This window comes from Paraoerskovia marina DSM 21750, from assembly GCF_000701465.1.
Lineage (GTDB): Bacteria > Actinomycetota > Actinomycetes > Actinomycetales > Cellulomonadaceae > Paraoerskovia > Paraoerskovia marina.
Genome location: NZ_JNIY01000006.1, coordinates 15,644 through 31,124 on the forward strand (window position 1 = coordinate 15,644; position 15,481 = coordinate 31,124).

The 15,481-nt window shown below is 72.2% G+C and carries 14 protein-coding genes and 2 tRNA genes; 10 read left to right on the top strand and 6 right to left on the bottom strand.

The features are described 5' to 3' along the window. Positions 1 to 36: 36 nt before the first annotated feature. The 3 genes from Q343_RS0110410 to Q343_RS14060 all read left to right on the top strand — a co-directional run bounded on the left by Q343_RS0110410 (position 37) and on the right by Q343_RS14060 (position 1,688). Positions 37 to 107, top strand: a tRNA-Cys gene (locus Q343_RS0110410). A gap of 17 nt (positions 108 to 124) precedes the next feature. Beyond that, positions 125 to 199: transfer RNA gene (locus Q343_RS0110415), tRNA-Val, on the top strand. A 67-nt stretch (positions 200 to 266) separates the two neighbouring features. Beyond that, entirely contained in the window at positions 267 to 1,688 is a 1,422-nt protein-coding gene (locus Q343_RS14060) for a DNA polymerase IV (protein WP_052367118.1), read from the top strand. Here Q343_RS14060 and hrpB read toward each other — a convergent pair whose 3' ends face one another. Further along, positions 1,689 to 4,199, bottom strand: coding sequence for an ATP-dependent helicase HrpB (gene hrpB / locus Q343_RS0110425; RefSeq protein ID WP_211249000.1), 2,511 nt, complete (start codon positions 4,197 to 4,199; stop codon positions 1,689 to 1,691). Positions 4,200 to 4,259: 60 nt separating this feature from the next. Between hrpB and Q343_RS0110430 the strand changes: the two genes are divergently transcribed. Further along, positions 4,260 to 4,568 (top strand): hypothetical protein, encoded by a 309-nt coding sequence (locus Q343_RS0110430; RefSeq protein WP_331713048.1) that lies wholly within the window; start codon positions 4,260 to 4,262, stop codon positions 4,566 to 4,568. Between the two features lie 24 nt (positions 4,569 to 4,592). Here the strand turns inward: Q343_RS0110430 and Q343_RS0110435 are convergent, their stop codons facing one another. Continuing rightward, on the bottom strand, positions 4,593 to 4,817 hold the full coding sequence (locus Q343_RS0110435; protein WP_029253524.1) for a hypothetical protein: 225 nt from the start codon (positions 4,815 to 4,817) through the stop codon (positions 4,593 to 4,595). Positions 4,818 to 4,949: 132 nt separating this feature from the next. Here Q343_RS0110435 and Q343_RS0110440 point away from each other — a divergent pair, with 132 nt between their 5' ends. After that, the gene (locus Q343_RS0110440) at positions 4,950 to 5,810 is read left to right on the top strand and encodes a polyphosphate kinase 2 family protein (protein ID WP_029253525.1); all 861 of its coding nucleotides are present in this window, start codon (positions 4,950 to 4,952) and stop codon (positions 5,808 to 5,810) included. Here the strand turns inward: Q343_RS0110440 and zapE are convergent, their stop codons facing one another. Next, positions 5,811 to 6,887 carry a cell division protein ZapE gene (gene zapE, locus Q343_RS0110445; RefSeq protein WP_029253526.1) on the bottom strand — a complete coding sequence of 359 codons (1,077 nt, stop codon included), beginning with the start codon at positions 6,885 to 6,887 and terminating at the stop codon, positions 5,811 to 5,813. A 33-nt stretch (positions 6,888 to 6,920) separates the two neighbouring features. Further along, a complete protein-coding gene (locus tag Q343_RS14570; protein WP_162175482.1) occupies positions 6,921 to 7,580 on the bottom strand; it encodes an SDR family oxidoreductase in 660 nt (219 codons plus the stop codon). Positions 7,581 to 7,636: 56 nt separating this feature from the next. On the opposite strand from Q343_RS14570, the gene Q343_RS0110455 reads away from it, so the two are divergent. Further along, entirely contained in the window at positions 7,637 to 8,122 is a 486-nt protein-coding gene (locus tag Q343_RS0110455; protein ID WP_029253528.1) for a hypothetical protein, read from the top strand. A gap of 66 nt (positions 8,123 to 8,188) precedes the next feature. Here the strand turns inward: Q343_RS0110455 and Q343_RS0110460 are convergent, their stop codons facing one another. Together Q343_RS0110460 and gndA are read right to left on the bottom strand one after the other, a co-directional pair. After that, a complete protein-coding gene (locus Q343_RS0110460; protein WP_248616814.1) occupies positions 8,189 to 9,463 on the bottom strand; it encodes a carboxylate--amine ligase in 1,275 nt (424 codons plus the stop codon). Beyond that, positions 9,460 to 10,896, bottom strand: a complete 1,437-nt coding sequence (gndA, locus tag Q343_RS0110465; protein WP_029253530.1) for an NADP-dependent phosphogluconate dehydrogenase — start codon at positions 10,894 to 10,896, stop codon at positions 9,460 to 9,462. The genes Q343_RS0110460 and gndA overlap by 4 nt, the downstream gene beginning before the upstream one ends. Before the next feature lie 146 nt (positions 10,897 to 11,042). Between gndA and Q343_RS0110470 the strand changes: the two genes are divergently transcribed. From Q343_RS0110470 to Q343_RS0110485, 4 genes are all read left to right on the top strand, one after another. After that, positions 11,043 to 11,633, top strand: a complete 591-nt coding sequence (locus Q343_RS0110470) for a DUF3000 domain-containing protein (RefSeq protein ID WP_029253531.1) — start codon at positions 11,043 to 11,045, stop codon at positions 11,631 to 11,633. After that, complete coding sequence (locus Q343_RS0110475) at positions 11,630 to 12,895, top strand: HRDC domain-containing protein (RefSeq protein ID WP_029253532.1); 1,266 nt, start codon at positions 11,630 to 11,632, stop codon at positions 12,893 to 12,895. Before Q343_RS0110470 ends, Q343_RS0110475 begins: the two co-directional genes overlap by 4 nt. A 45-nt stretch (positions 12,896 to 12,940) precedes the next feature. Further along, entirely contained in the window at positions 12,941 to 14,035 is a 1,095-nt protein-coding gene (locus tag Q343_RS0110480) for a lipid II:glycine glycyltransferase FemX (RefSeq protein WP_248616815.1), read from the top strand. Positions 14,036 to 14,204: 169 nt separating this feature from the next. Further along, a complete protein-coding gene (locus Q343_RS0110485) occupies positions 14,205 to 15,479 on the top strand; it encodes a thiolase family protein (protein WP_029253534.1) in 1,275 nt (424 codons plus the stop codon). Positions 15,480 to 15,481 lie beyond the last annotated feature (2 nt).

Sequence of the window (15,481 nt, forward strand, 5' to 3'; positions counted from 1 at the left end):
CGATCACGTGTTGATCAACGAGGCAGACTCTCTCAGGGTGGAGTGGCCGAGAGGCGAGGCAGCGGCCTGCAAAGCCGTATACGTGGGTTCGAATCCCATCTCCACCTCTCAGCAGTACATCTCTGGGCGATTGGCGCAGCGGTAGCGCGCTTCCCTGACACGGAAGAGGTCACTGGTTCGATCCCAGTATCGCCCACCAGCAGGATGAAGGCCCCGACCACGGTCGGGGCCTTCGCTGTTTGCCAGACTCAGGCAGAGTAGGTCTCGTGGACTCCGCGCTCAGCTCCGACGCCGCACGGCTGCGCGGTGTGCCGTCGGTGATCCACGCCGACGCGGACTCCTTCTTCGCCGCCGTCGAGCAGCGCGACAAGCCGTCCCTGCGCGGCAAGCCCGTCCTCGTCGGGGGCAACGGCCCGCGGGGCGTCGTCGCCACCGCGTCGTACGAGGCCCGCCGCACCGGCGCGCACTCGGCGATGCCGATGAGCCGGGCACGCCGCCTCTCCCCCGCCGCAGCGGTCCTGTTCCCCCGGTTCGAGGCCTACTCCGCGTACTCGCGCGTGATCATGAGCGAGCTGGCTCGGCTCTCCCCGCTCGTCGAGCCGCTCAGCATCGACGAGGCCTTCGTCGATCTCGCAGCCGGCCCCTGGGAGAGCCGGGTCGCGGAGGCGGCGCAGGCGGTCCGTGCACGGATCCGCGAGCGCACCGGCCTGGCGGTGTCCATCGGGGCGGGGCGGACCAAGCTCGTCGCGAAGATCGCCTCCGACGCCGCGAAGCCGGACGGACTCCTCGTGGTCGACCCGTCGGACGAGGACGCGTTCCTGCTGCCGCTCTCGGTCCGCGCGATCCCCGGCGTCGGCCCCGCGACCGCGGCCGCGCTCGAGCGCCTCGACGTACGCCTGGTGACGGATCTGCGCCACCAGCGTCTCGACGTCCTCACCGAGACCGTCGGCGAGGCGCACGGGTCCTCGTTGTACCGACTCGCGCACGGCATCGACCTGCGCCCGGTGGCACCGTCCGGCGAGCGCAAGTCCGTCGGGGCCGAGCGGACCTATCCCACGGACATCTTCGGCGGCGAGACGATCGCCCGCGCGGTCGACGCCGTCACGGACGAGGCCCTGCGCCGCCTGGCGACCCACGGAGGAGGCGCGCGCACCGTCGTCGCCAAGGTCAGGTTCGCCGACTTCACGACCGTGACACGCTCCGCGACGCTGTCGCAGCCGAGCGCCGACCCGGCGACCCTGCGTGCGGCGGCGCACGAGGCCGTCCGCGGCGTCGGCGCCCGGGACGCCGTCCGACTTCTGGGGGTCTCGTTCCACAACCTCTCGCCCCACGCCCAGCTGACCCTCGGGTGGGAGGAGGACACGGACACCGCGGACCTCGACCGTGCCGTCCTCGACGCACGAGAGCCGGAGGCAGGGCCTGTCGTCGGGTCGAGCCGCCGCACCATCCGTGGCCCGCTCACCGCGGCGAACGCCCGACCGGGACTCGACATCGAGCACCCGGAGCACGGGCGCGGCTGGGTGGTCCACGTCCGCGGGGACGAGGCCACCGTCCGGTTCGAGACCCACGAGACGCCCCCCGCCCGATCCCGGGTGATCGACCTGACGACCCATCCGGTCACGGTGGTGCCTCCGCTCGCCGTCGTCCGGTTCGCGGACACGGTCGACGGACCCGACCCTTCGTCCTAGCTACCGCGGTCTCCGGACGCGTCGACTCGGAACACCGTCGGCCGGGTCCTGCGGCCACGAGTGCTTCGGATAGCGCCCACGGAGCTCGGCGCGCACCTGGGGGTAGGCGTTGGCCCAGAACGACCCGAGGTCGGCCGTCACCGCCGCGGGGCGTCCTGCCGGCGAGAGCAGATGGACCAGCACCGGCACGCGGCCGTCGGCGAGGCGAGGCGTCACCTGCCAGCCGAACGCCTCCTGCAGGCGCACCGCCAGGACGGGCTGATCACCGCTGTAGTCGACCCGCACGCGCGACCCGCTCGGCACCTCCAGGCGCTCCGGCGCGAGCTCGTCGAGGCGGGAGGCCTGCGGCCACGGCAGGAGCCGCCGGACCGCCTGCACGGTGTCGATCCGGTCGACCCGTCCCCGCGACCCGTCGAGGTCGGCTCCGAGCCACCGGTCGACCTGCGCGATCAGCGCCTCGTCGGAGACGTCGGGCCACGGCTCGCCGAGGGCACCGTGCAGGAAGGCGAGCCGGTGGCGCAGCGCCGTGGCGGCGTCGCTCCACCGGAGGATGTCGAGCCCGTCCCGCCGCAGGCCCTCGGCGACGGCGTCACGCACCCGCTCGGGAGACGGACGGCTCACGACGCTCGCCCCGAGCGGGATCGCACCGAGTCTCGTCACGCGACGCGCCTCGACCCGGCCGTTCGCCCAGGTCACCTCGTCGTCCTCGTGCAGGAGTCCCTGGGAGGCCTCGAGGGCCGTCTCCTCGTCGATCGGTGCGGCCGACCTGATCATCGCGTCGGTCCGACCGGGTGAGCGCTCGACGTCGGCGATCGCCAACCACGGCGCGCCCGTCAACGGCGAGCCGGGCGGGAGCACCGCTCCGGTGCCGGACGCCATGAGGTACGAGTCGCCTCGATCCCGCCGACGGGCCACGCGCCGGGGGTGGGCGAGCGCCGCGACGACACCGACCGCAAGGTCGTCGGACATCGAGGACCTCGGGCCAGGATCCCGCGGTGCGGCTGCCCCGCCAGACCCAGGGCCGGGAACAGCACGGGCCAGACGACGCGACTGCTGCTCCCAGGGCCTCGACCCCGTCCCACCCCGACGCAGCCGCCGCAACGCCGCAGGCAGGTCGCCGTCGTTCACGCGGACGTCCTCCGAGAGGGCGGCGACGACGTCCGCCGCGCGCGAGACACCCACCACGTCGGCACCCGTGAGCAGCGCCCGCCCGAGGCGCGGGTCGAGCGGCAGGTCTGCTACCTGCCCGCCGAGCACGGTCGTCCGGTCGGCGTCGTCCAGCAGTGCAAGCTCGCGCAGGGTGGCCAGCGCGGACTCCAGCGCCGCGTCGGGCATCGGGTCGAGCAGCGCGAGTCCGTCGCCCCGCGGTGTCCCCCATCGCGCCAGCGTCAGGACGAAGCCGGTCAGGTCCGCGGTGCGGATCTCGGGCTCGGGGTGCTCCGCGCGCATCGCGTCGTCCGTGGACGACCAGCAGCGATAGACCGTCCCCGGCCCCTCCCGACCGGCGCGGCCCGCTCGCTGGATGCCGGACGCCTTGCTCGCCGAGACCGTCACGAGCCCCGCGAGCCCCCGGCGGTGATCCGTGCGCGGCTCGCGCGAGAGGCCCCCGTCGACCACCACACGGACGCCCGGCACCGTGAGCGAGCTTTCCGCCACGGCCGTCGAGACCACCACGCGGCGGCGTGCGCCGGGCGTCAGGGCACGGTCCTGGTCCCCCGGCGGGAGGCGCCCGTGCAGGGCGAGCACGTCGAGACCGAGCCCACCCAGGCCCCGCAGCACCCGGTCGACCTCACGGGCGCCCGGCATGAACACCAGGACGTCACCCGTGGTCTCGTCGACCGCGCGCCGGACGACGTCGGCGACGTGGTCGCAGAACGCAGGGGCCACCCCACGGGCGTCCGTCGCCGGCGTGCGCGGCGGACACCAGACGGTGTCGACGGGATGGACGGTGCCCTCGACGTCGACCACAGAGGTCCCCGGCCCCAGGGCGGCAGCGGTACGTCCCGCCTCGACGGTCGCCGACATCGCGACGAGACCGAGGTCGGCCCGGAGGTTCTCCCTGACGTCGGAAAGCAGTGCGAGTGCCAGATCGCCGTCGAGATGCCGCTCGTGCACCTCGTCGAGGACGACCGTGTGGATGCCCGGCAGCTCAGGATCCCGCGCCAGGCGACGCAGCAGCACCCCGGTGGTGACGAACTCCACCCGCGACGTGCGCGAGGTGCTCGACTCGCCGCGCACAGTGTGCCCGACGGTCCGGCCGAGCGGCTCGCCGAGCAACGAGGCGAGGCGGCGGGCGGCGGCACGCGCGGCGATGCGTCGGGGCTGGGTCACGAGCACGCGCCCTGGGTACCGTGCCGCCAGTGCGGGCGGGATCAACGTCGTCTTCCCGGTGCCCGGTGGAGCCTGGACCACCACCGACCCCGCCTCGGCGCGTCGCCCGACCACCCGGTCGAGAGCCGCGGCGACAGGGAGAGGCGGCGGATCTGCGAGAAGAGCGTCGATCGGGTCCACACTGCGAGTGTGCCCGACGAGGCGGCCGTTCCGTGCACGGACCGCATAGGGTTCTGTCTCGTGGAGAACTCCGAACCAGCCGACGAGATGCCCGGCCCGAGCGCGGTGAGCGCCGCGATGCGCCACGCGAAGGCCGCCGCGCGCTCCTCCCACGTCACGGTGGGTCAGGCCACCCCCGACCGGACGGGTCACGTCGAGATCGAGTGCTCGTGCGGCATGGTGCTCACGAACGGGCCGGACTGGTCGGTCGACGAGCACATCCGCCTGCACCGGGCAGAGGCCCGCTATCTGGCCCTCAGCGCCGTGGCACCCGCAGGTATGCCCCGCCTGATCGACGTCGACGCGACCAGGCTGCCGCGCCTCGGCTGACGGCCGGCGAGGCCGGTCGGCGTCCTACAGCTCGTCGGGGTCGTCCCACGAGACGGCGGGCCATCCGCGCGCCGGCTGTGTCCGGCTCGCGCCGCCCAGGGACTGGGGTGCGCGCGAGGGGTCGCCCCCCTCGAGGACGGCGCTCGGCTCGGTGTGACGGGAGCGCCGGTACGGCGACAGACGTGCCTGGGCGACGTCCGAGGTGTTCGGGTCGTCGCGACGGAAGGATGAACCTGGGTGCGAGCTCATGGCTCCTGCCTATCAGGTCGACCGCCCGATCGCATCGTGTCGCACGCGACGTGTCCGAGTTCTTCACACGGCGACCGCAACGCCAATGCGCACGAATCTGCGCGATCCGGGCAGAGGTGGCACGATCTGGAGATGAACAACCCGCCCACGAGCCACTTCTCCGTCCCGCCGACCGAGGCTTTGCGGGTAGACGCCGGTTTCGACCTCTCTACCCTCGATCCCGGTGCCACGCCAGGGTGGCATCACGGGCGCAAGGCCGCCGAGAAGTCGATGGCACGCCGCGGGAGAGACCTGTCCGACCTGCAGGAGAGGCTCTTCGCCCACGGGCGCACGGGTGGCGAGAGGTCGGTCCTGCTGGTGCTCCAGGGGATGGACACCGCCGGCAAGGGCGGCATCGTCCGCCACGTGATCGGCATGGTCGACCCCCAGGGCGTCGACCACGCGGCCTTCGCGGCACCGACCGCCGAGGAGCTGGCCCACGACTTCCTGTGGCGGATCCGACGTCGCACACCCCGTCCCGGGATGCTCGGGGTCTTCGACAGGTCCCACTACGAGGACGTCCTGATCGCGCGCGTCGACGACCTGGTGCCCCGCGCCACCTGGGAGGCCCGCTACGACCAGATCAACGAGTTCGAGGCCGAGCTCGCGGCGTCGGGCACGACGATCGTCAAGGTGGCGATGTTCGTCTCGCTGGACGAGCAGAAGGAGCGGCTGCGCAAGCGGCTCGAGCGGCCCGACAAGCACTGGAAGTACGACCCGAGCGACCTGGCCGGCCGGGCTCAGTGGCCCGCGTACCAGGAGGCGTACCAGGCTGTGCTCGACCGGACGAGCACCGCGGCGGCGCCGTGGTACGTCGTCCCCGCCGACCACAAGTGGTACTCACGCCTCGTGGTCACCGAGCTCGTCCTCGACGCGTTCCGCTCTCTCGACCTGGACTGGCCCACGGCCTCGTACGACGTCGCGGAACAGCTCGCCCTGCTGGAACGCTCGTAGTCAGCGCCGTACGGACCCGCCGCCCTCGGCGACGCCCCGGCCGTCCTCCGCCAGCGACCCGAGCCGCGACAGCGCGCGGTAGTACTTCTTGCGGTATCCGCCGCGCAGCATCGCGTCCGTGAAGAGGCCGTGCTCGCCGGCGCCGCCGAGCAGGACCGGCACGTCCCGGTCGTAGAGCCGGTCGACCAGCACGACGAGCCGGAGCGCGGCCGCCTGCTCGGTGACCGGGCCGACGTCGGTGAGCCCGACCACGCTGACGCCGTCGAGCATCGCGCCGTACCGGCTGGGGTGCACCTCGCGCAGGTGGTCGACGAGCGCCGAGAAGTCGTCGAGCGTCGCACCGGCGGTCTCCTCGACCACCGCGCGGATCGTCTCCGCGTCCAGCGGCTCGGCGTCCGTCACGACGGAACGGTGACGGTAGTCCTCACCGTCGACGCGCATGACCTCGAACCGTTCGGCCATCGCCTGGATCTCCCGCAGGAAGTCCTCGGCGGCGAAGCGCCCCTCCCCGAGCGCGTCGGGCAGGGTGTTCGACGTCGCGGCGAGGGCGACGCCCCGGTCCCCGAGCTCGCGCAGCAGCCGGGACATCAGCACCGTGTCGCCGGGGTCGTCGAGCTCGAACTCGTCGATGCAGACGAGCCGCTTCTCCGCGAGCGCCTCGACCGTCGGGAGGAACCCCAGCGCCCCGACGAGGTTGGTGTACTCCACGAACGTCCCGTAGGCCGCGCGCTCCACCCCGACGGCGTGCGCCAGGGAGGTGAGCAGGTGGGTCTTGCCGACACCGAACCCTCCGTCCAGGTAGACGGCGGGCGCCGGGCGGCGCCGGCGGAAGAGCCCGCCGCCGCGCGGACGGCGAAGCTCGGCGGCGACCTCCTCCAGCCGCTCGACGGCGGCCCTCTGGCTCGGGTATGCCTCGTCGGCACGGTAGGTGGCGAACCGCGCGTCCTGGAAGTGGCGCGGAGGTACGAGGTCGGCGAGCAGACGTCGGGCGTCGGCCGCCGGTCGTACCGCGGTCAGGGACCGCGGTGCCGTGGTGCCGGTCGCGGTCGGCTCGGAGGTGGGGTCGGCGCTTGTCACGACGCACGAGCGTACGCTCCCCGGCCGTGGGATTCAGCCGACGTCGACCCTGCGGACGTCCGGTCCGTCGTCGAGCGCGTCGCGGACGGCCTCGGCGACGGCGTCGAGAGCGACCTCTGCCTCGGGGTCCCGGTTGCGGTCGTCGCCCGCGATCGCCCGCTCCACGACGACCTCGCGGAACCGGACTCCCGTCGACTCGGCCCGCAGCACCTCGACGAGCATGTGCAGGGCGGCCCCGGTGACGCTGACCGGGCCCGAGCCCGCCATCGGGACGTGGGACGCGGCGCCGTTGAGGACGACGTAGCCCGCGCCCGGGGGCAGGTGTGGCACCAGATGCTGGACGGACGTCAGGTGGGATGTGAGATGACTCTCGAGAAATCCGTCCCAGACGTCACGGGACAGGTCTTCGAGCCGGTCCCCGATCCACCACCCGCCGACGGAGGCGACCACACCGTGCAGCGTGTGCTGCGCGGTGAGCTCGCGCATCGCCCTCTCGGGCTGGCCGGACGAGCGGTCGTCGAACGCCCTGACGTCCACCACCTGGGCTCCGGCCTCTTCCAGGCGCGCGAGCGCGGCGGCGTCCCGGCCGCACGCGAGAACCGCCCAGCCCCGGTCGAGGAACCATCGGGTCAGCCGGCTCCCGACGTATCCGGTCGCACCGACGACGACCACCGCGGGCGCTTCGCTCGACATGGCCCCACCGTACCGACCGCACGGACAGGCGTGCGCGTCGGGCATATCCTCGTCAGGTGACCGATACGATCCTCGTCCTGTCCGAAGCCGCCCTCGCCGAGTCCGACGTCCAGAACCTGCTGTCGCTCTACGCGGACCGCGACGTCCACTTCCGTCTCCTGGTCCCCGCCGACACCTCGCACGACCCGGTGACCTCGTTCATCGACTATCTCAGCCTCGGGTACCTGCAGGAGGCCTGGGCAGCGGTGACCGGCCAGGAGCCGGACCCGGACGAGGCGCGCAAGACCGCCGACGAGCAGCTCGCGGAGAGCCTGGCCGCCTTCACCGGCGCCGGGGCGGACGCGAGCGGGCGTGTGACCGACGACGACCCGCTGCCGAGCGTCGCGACCGCGGTCGCCGACCACGACGCGAGCGAGATCGCGGTGTTCACCTACCCGCACGCCGTCGAGGACACCTTCCACACCGACTGGGCCTCGAAGGCTCGTGCCGCCTTCGACGTCCCGGTCCTGCACGTGTACCTCGGGACGAGCGAGCTCGGGTAGCAGAACGGCCGCGGACCGGGACCCTGTCCCCGTCCGCGGCCGTCGCCGCACCACCCGTCGTCGGACTCAGACGTCGGTCGACACCGGCTCGGGGTAGTACCGGGCGTACTTGCGCCGATAGTTCTGCGTCACGGCCTCGACGACGAACCGCCTCTTGATGCCGGAGTCCGCCCCGTACTTCAGCGGGTTCACGACGTCGCCCCGCTTCTTGACGGCGTGCACCCGCGCTGCCAATGCCTCGTCCACGAGGTACTTGCGCAGCAGGCCGTAGGGCACGACGGAGTAGAGCACCTCACGGTCGGGCGTGCTGAGCTCACCGGACTCGCCGAGGACGCAGTCGTCGACGATCGCCTCGGCGATGTTCGCCCCGGCGCCGGTGACGTAGTAGTTGTTCCGCCCGACACGAGGGTTCATCTCGAAGTAGACGCGCTCGCCGTTGCGAGGGTCCACCTTGTAGTCGAAGTTCGCGAACCCCACGTACCCCGCCTCGTCGAGGAACCGCTGCGCGGTGTCCATCGCGTCCCGGTCCTCCTCGACGAGGATGGCGGCCGGGATGCCGAGCGTGCCGGGCGTGTGCTCCTCGAGGAGCACCTGACCGGTCGCGAGCAGCGTGATCTTTCCCGACCGGTCCCGATACGCGGTCAGGGACCGCATCTGGGTCTCGTCCCCCGGGATGAAGTCCTGCAGCAGGAACGTCCCGGTGTACCCCGCGTCGACAAGGTGTCCGAGAAGCTCGTCCAGCTCGGCACGCGAGCCGATGTGGTGGATCTTCTTCTTGCCCGGGAAGTCGACGAAGTAGTAGTCCGCCGAGGACGACGGCTTGCCGATCAACGGGTAGGAGAGGTCGACCGGGAACGAACCCACGGCGTCCCTGCCCCCGGCGGCGACCAGAGCCGGGACGTCCACGGCGACCGTGCGCGGCGTCGCGATGCCCAGACGGTCGCAGATCTCGGCGAACCCCTCCTTCGTCGAGACCCGCTCGAGCACGTCGAGCGAGCAGTAGGGCAGCCGGTACCCGGCGCCCTCCAGCCGCTCGCGGTGCTCGATGACGGTGCGCACGTACCAGTCCGCGTTCGTCAGGAGGACGAGGGTGCGCCCGGGGTTCTGCGCGGCGACGCGCTCGAGGGCCGCGACCATCCGCTCCGGCTCGTCCACGCGTGGTTCGACCACCACGGAGACGAACGAGGAGTCGGCCATCGCCCGGGTCGCCACGGCCGAGACGACGACGGCGTCGCAGCCGTAGCGCTCGTGGAACGCCCGCAGCATCGCGTAGGCACCGATGTCTCCGCCGACCGCGACGGGCAGCAGGGTCTCCGTCACGGCGGCTGAGGGCCGGCTCACGCCTCCGACTCGCTGCGGTCCGCCGACCACTCCGTGTGGAAGGTGCCCTCACGGTCGACGCGCCGGTAGGTGTGCGCGCCGAAGAAGTCGCGCTGCGCCTGGATCAGCGCGGCGGGAAGCCGCTCGGCCCGGACACCGTCGTAGTACGCGAGCGACGAGCTGAAGGCCGGCGTGGGGATGCCGTTCTGGGCGGCACCCGCGACGACGCGACGCCAGGCGGCCAGGCCGTTGCCGACCGCGCCGGTGAAGTACTCGTCGGCGAGCAGCAGCGGCAGGTCGGCGTCGCGCTCGTAGGCCTCGGTGATGCGGTTGAGGAACCCGGCACGGATGATGCAGCCGCCACGCCAGATACGGGCCATCGCACCACGGTCGATGTTCCAGTCGTTCTCGACGCTCGCCGCCGCGATCTGGTCGAAGCCCTGCGAGTAGGCGACCACCTTCGAGGCGTAGAGCGCGAGGCGGACGTCCTCGACGAACGCGTCGCGGTCCGTGATGGTCCACTCCTGCGTGTGGGCGGGCAGAGCCGCACGACCGGCCTCGCGCTGCGGGACCGAGCCCGACAGCGCCCGCGCGAACGTCGCCTCCGCGATGCCCGTGATGGGCACACCGAGGTCCAGGCCGTTCTGGACGGTCCAGCGGCCCGTGCCCTTCTGCTCGGCCTGGTCGAGGACGACGTCGACGAACGCCGACCCGGTCTCGGCGTCCACGTGCTGCAGCACGTCGGCCGTGATCTCGATCAGGAACGACTCGAGGTCACCGGTGTTCCACTCGGCGAAGATCTGGCCGATCTCGGCCGCCGAGGCGCCTAGTCCCTGCTTGAGCAGGTCGTAGGCCTCGGCGATCAGCTGCATGTCGGCGTACTCGATGCCGTTGTGCACCATCTTGACGAAGTGTCCGGCGCCGTCGGGGCCGACATAGGTGCAGCACGGGGTTCCGTCGACCTTGGCCGAGATGTCCTCGAGGATCGGGCCGAGGCTCTTGTACGACTCCCGGGTACCGCCCGGCATGATCGAGGGGCCGTTGAGCGCGCCCTCCTCGCCGCCCGAGACCCCGGTGCCGACGAAGTGCAGCCCCTGCGCGCGCAGGTCGTTCTCGCGGCGGATGGTGTCCGGGAAGTGTGCGTTGCCGGCGTCCACGATGATGTCGCCCTCCTCCAGGAGGGGAACGAGCTCGTCGATCACGGCGTCCGTCGGGCCGCCGGCCTTGACCATCACCACGACCTTGCGCGGACGCTCGAGGGAGGCGACGAAGTCGGCCATCGACTCGGAGGGGACGAAGTCGCCGTCGGAGCCGTTCTCCTCGATCAGCGACTGGGTCTTCGCGTACGAACGGTTGTGCACCGCCACGGTGTAGCCGTGGCGGGCGAAGTTGCGGGCGAGGTTGCGGCCCATGACCGCCAGGCCGGTGACGCCGATCTGAGCACGTGCAGACATACGGTTCGATTCTCCTCGGGAGGTCGTCTCGTTCTTGCGACACCCCTCGGTGGGCGCCGGGGTCCACCTTAGTAGGCCGCCCGTCGCAGGCCCCTTCCGCGCGCCGTTCCTCCACATCCTGGACACGACCTCGTAGGGTTCGGCATGTGATCCACGCCCCCCGAGCCGGGGTTCCGGAGGAGTTTCTCGGAGCTCTCGAGGCCCTCGCCTCCCACGCACCGCGCGCCGGCATCGAGCTGCGCGAGATCGAGGCACCCCGTCGGATCTCGCCCTACGCCGTGGCGTTCGAGGCGACCGTGCGTGCCCCGGGGGGCTCGGACGAGACGGAGCTCGCGACGGGCCGGATCGTGGTGCTGTACGACCCCACGGGCCAGGACGCCTGGAACGGCCGGTTCCGGGTCGTGACCCTGACGCGGGCGATGCTCGACGTCGACATGGCCGCGGACCCGCTGTTCGACGACGTCGCGTGGTCCTGGCTCGAGGAGGCCGTCGAGGAGACGGACGCGCACACCCTGGGTGGCACGGTCACACGTGTCCTGTCCACGTCGTTCGGGGTCCTCTCGACGGCAGACGAGGACGTCGACGTCGAGATCCGCGCCTCCTGGACGCCCGGGACGGCTGATCTCGCACCCCACCTCCAGGCCTGGTACGACCTCATGCTCTCGGCCGCAGGGATCCCGCCCCAGCCGGACGGCGTGACCACTTTGCGACCTCGACACGGCACGATGGACCCATGACGACGGACACGCAGACTCCGGACGGGCCGCCCGACGCCGAGGAGACCCCCGGGGACCCGGTCACCCCGCTCACCGAACCCGCCGACGGCATTCCTGCCGTGACGACGACCGCCGAGGGGCTCGCCGCCGCGGTCGCCGCGATCCGCGCGGGCACGGGTCCGGTCGCCGCGGACGCCGAACGTGCCTCGGGCTACCGGTACGGGCAGGACACCTATCTGGTGCAGCTCAGACGCCGCGGTTCCGGTACCTGGCTCGTCGACCCGCGGGAGCTCCCGGACCTCTCCGCGCTGTCCGAGGCGGCCGGGGACGCCGAGTGGGTCCTGCACGCCGCGTCCCAGGACCTGCCGGGCTTCGCCGAGCACGGTCTGCTGCCGACGACGATCTTCGACACCGAGCTCGCATCCCGACTCCTCGGGCTCGAGCGGGTGGGGCTGGGGGCCGTCGTCGCCGAGATCCTCGGCCTGGGACTGGCGAAGGAGCACTCCGCGGTCGACTGGTCGACCCGGCCCCTTCCCGAGTCCTGGCTCCGGTACGCCGCGCTCGACGTCGAGGTGCTCGTGGACCTCCGCGACGAGCTCGCGGCGCGCCTCGACGCCGCCGGCAAGACGGAGTGGGCCGCCCAGGAGTTCGAGCACGTCCGGACGATGCCGCCGCCCGCCCCCCGGGTGGACCCGTGGCGCCGGACGTCGGGGATGCACGGACTCCGCGACCGTCGCCAGCTGGCGGTCGTCCGCAGTCTTTGGGAGGCGCGCGACCTGAACGCACGGCGCCGGGACATCGCGCCCGGCCGCATCCTTCCGGACCGGGCGATCGTCGCCGCGGCCCGCGCGATGCCGCGCTCGGTCCCCGCGCTGACCGCCCTGCGCGAGTTCTCCGGCCGTGCCACCAAGCGCCGCGCCCCGCAGTGGCAGGTCGCCATCGACGAGGCGCTCGCCCTCCCCGACGCCGAGCTCCCGTCGACCCGGGGCCCGCGAACCGACGCTCCCCCGCCCCCGCGCGCCTGGCCCGACCGCAATCCCGAGGCCGCCGCACGGCTGGAGGCCGCCCGCGCCACGGTCAACGCCGTCGCGGAGGAGGTCACGATGCCCGTCGAGAACGTGGTCCAGCCGTCCCTGCTGCGCGCGGTGTGCTGGACCCCGCCCGAACGCCTGGACGCCGACCACCTCGACGAGGCCTTCGCGGCCGGAGGCGCCAGGCCGTGGCAGCGTGCGCTCGTCGCGGAACCCCTCGCCCGCGCGTTCGCGGGCCTGGCCGGGGCCTGACCGCGGTCGCCGTGCGACGAGGACGGACAGGATAGGGTCGAGCGCGTGCACGAGCCGAAGATGGACCTGACGGTCGTTGAGATCACCCACCGCGACGCCTGGGATCGCTCGATCCTCGACGCGGGGGGCCACCCGCTGCAGATGTGGGGATGGGGTGAGGTCAAGAGCACCGGGACCTGGACGGCGCGACGTGTGCACGTGCTGGACGGCGAGGAGCTCGTCGGCGCGGCGCAGATCCTGGTCCGTCGTCTGCCCGCCCAGTTCAAGGCCCTGTGCCACGTCCCCCGCGGCCCGGTGGTCGTCTCCCCCGCCGACGACGACGGCGTGCGCGACGACGTCGAGCCCGGTCCCGAGGGTGCCTACGCGGGCGGCGGGTACGGCGTGGGCAGGGAGCCGCAGCGCTCGGCCGTCACCACGGCGATCGCCGCCTGGGCGAAGTCGAACATCGGCGGCGTCGGGATGACCCTTGAGCCGGACTGGCCCGAGGGGACCTCACTGACGCTCGCCGACGCGCGGCCGTCGCCGAACCCGATCCTCTACCCGTCGACGCTCATCGTGGACCTGACCAACGACCCCGAGACCCTCATGAAGTCGATGAGCAAGTCCACGCGGTACGACATCCGCAAGGCCGGACGGTCCGGCCTCGACGTGCGCCGCGTCGTCGACGATGAGACCGTCCGCGCGGTGCTCGAGGTCTACAAGGAGACGGCGGAGCGCGCCGGGTTCGCCCTCCACGAGGACGCGTACTACCTGGCCATCCACCGCGAGATGGCGGACGCCTCGGTGCTGGTGGCGGCCTTCGACGACGACGGCGCGCCGGTCGCGTTCGTCTGGTGCGTCCAGTCGGCCTCGACCTCGTTCGAGCTGTACGGCGGCATCAACGACGCGGGGCGCAAGCTGCGCGCCAACGCCCCGGTCAAGTGGCACGCCATGGAGCTGGCACGCGAGGCGGGCGTGGTGCGCTACGACATGAACGGGTTGCTCAACGACGGGATCAGCGAGTTCAAGAAGAGCTTCGCGCACCACAGCGACGAGCTCGTCCGAAGCGTCGACGTCCCCTTCTCGATCTGGTACTCCGCGTGGAACAGCGCGCTGCCGACCGCGAAGAAGGTCGTCCGGACGCTGCGAGGTTCTCACTAGCGCCACGCCCGACCCGTCCCGACGCCGCACCGCCCACCCGGGCCGTGCGGCGTCGTCGTCTCCACGACACCCCGTCAGGTAGTGACATTTACCTGCTACCGCGGGTAGCCTCTACTTTGCAGGAGCGGTGCCGCTCACCGGACACCGCCGTCCACCCCAAGGAGACTCCATGACCTCGGTCACCACCGAGCAGACTGCGAGCGCCACAGCGCCGCGCGTCCGCCCGCACGTCCGCGACGTCGTCTTCGTCGAAGGTGTTCGAACACCGTTCGGCAAGGCACGTCCCGACGGAATCTATGCGCACACCCGCGCCGACGACCTGGCCGTCAAGGCCGTTCGTGAGCTGTTGCGTCGCCACCCCGAGCTCCCCGTCGAGCGGGTCGACGAGGTCGCTCTCGCGGCGACCACCCAGTCGGGCGACCAGGGTCTGACCCTCGGGCGCAGCGTCGCGCTCCTCGCGGGTCTGCCGAGCACGACGCCCGGGTACGCCATCGACCGCATGTGCGCGGGTGCGATGACGGCCGTGACCAACACCGCCTCGGCGATCATGGTCGGCGCGCAGGACGTCGCGATCGCCGGCGGGGTCGAGCACATGGGCCACCACCCGATGGGCGAGGGCATGGACCCGAACCCGCGCTTCGTCTCCGAGAAGCTCGTCGACTCCTCCGCCCTGGTCATGGGCGCGACGGCGGAGAACCTCCACGACCGGTTCAGCCACCTGACCAAGGAGCGCACCGACGCGTTCGGCGTGGCCAGCCAGGCCAAGTACGCCCAGGCCCTCGCGGACGGTCACATCTCGCCCGACCTCGTGCCGGTCGCCACCCGCGACCCGGAGAACGGCTGGGGTCTCGCCACGACCGACGAGCTGCCGCGCCCGGGCACGACGGTCGAGGCCATCGCCGACCTCAAGACGCCCTTCCGCCCCGGCGGCAAGGTGACGGCCGGCAACGCCTCGCCGCTGACCGACGGTGCCACCGCCTGCCTGCTCGCGGCCGGGGACGTCGCCGAGGAGCTCGGCCTGTCCGTCCGCATGCGCATGGTCTCGTTCGCCTTCGCGGGCGTCGACCCCGAGGTCATGGGCATCGGCCCGATCCCGGCGACGGAGCGTGCGCTGCGCACCGCGGGGCTCACCATCGACGACATCGGGCTCTTCGAGATCAACGAGGCGTTCGCCGTCCAGGTGCTCAGCCTGCTGGACCACTACGGCATCGCGGACGACGACGAGCGCGTCAACGTCTACGGCGGAGCCATCGCGATGGGTCACCCGCTCGCCTCGACGGGCGTGCGCCTGATGACGCAGCTGGCCCGCCAGTTCGCGCAGCACCCCGAGGTCCGCTACGGGATCACGACGATGTGCGTCGGCCTGGGCATGGGCGGCACCGTCATCTGGGAGAACCCCCACCACGCCGACTACTCCGGCCACACGACGACGCAGGAGGCCTGAGC